Genomic DNA, 722 nt, shown 5'->3' with positions numbered 1-722 from the left:
GGATGGCGGCAACGCTCCGCTCATCTACAAGGGCGTCGTCTTCAACGAGATGAAGGGCGTCTATTCCTCGCCCGAATCCGTGCTGCGCGATGTCTCGCAGCGCTCGATCTATCCGGACAACACCTATGGCGTGAGCTCCGGCGGCGATCCTAAGGCCATTCCCGATCTCACCTACCAGGACTTCAAGGCCTTCCACGAGCGCTTCTACCACCCCTCCAATACCCGCGCCTTCTTCTATGGGGACGACGATCCGGAGGAGCGGCTGAACATTCTGGACGCCGTGTTCTCCGAGTTCGACAAGGCGCCGGTGACCTCGCAGGTCTCCCCGCAGAAGCGCTTTGCCGAGCCGCGCCGCGTCGAGCGCACCTATGCCTCGGGTGAACCTGAACCGGGCAAGCGTACCGGCATGGTCACGGTCAACTGGATGCTCGACGAGATCGTCGATCCCAAGGCGCGCCTCGCGCTCGACGTGCTCGAAATGGTGCTCGTCGGCACGCCCGCCGCGCCGCTGCGCAAGGCCATGACCGATTCCGGCCTGGGCGAGAGCTTTGCCGGCGGCGGGTTCTCCGACGATTACCTCCAGCCCTTTGCCACCTTCGGGCTCAAGGGCATTGCCGATGCCGACCTTGCCAAGGTCGAGCCGATGATCCTCGACAACCTCAAGGCCCTTGCCGACAACGGCATCGACCCCAAGCAGATCGAAGCTTCGCTCAACACGCTCG

Annotated in this window: 1 protein-coding gene; it reads left to right on the top strand. The window is 63.7% G+C overall.

From position 1 onward, the window contains the following. Positions 1-722, top strand: a 722-nt coding sequence (locus JP75_RS24640; RefSeq protein WP_035087837.1) for an insulinase family protein, incomplete at both ends; no start/stop codon positions are given.

It is taken from the genome of Devosia riboflavina, from assembly GCF_000743575.1.
GTDB lineage: Bacteria > Pseudomonadota > Alphaproteobacteria > Rhizobiales > Devosiaceae > Devosia > Devosia riboflavina.
This window is presented reverse-complemented; position numbering and strand designations above follow the sequence as displayed.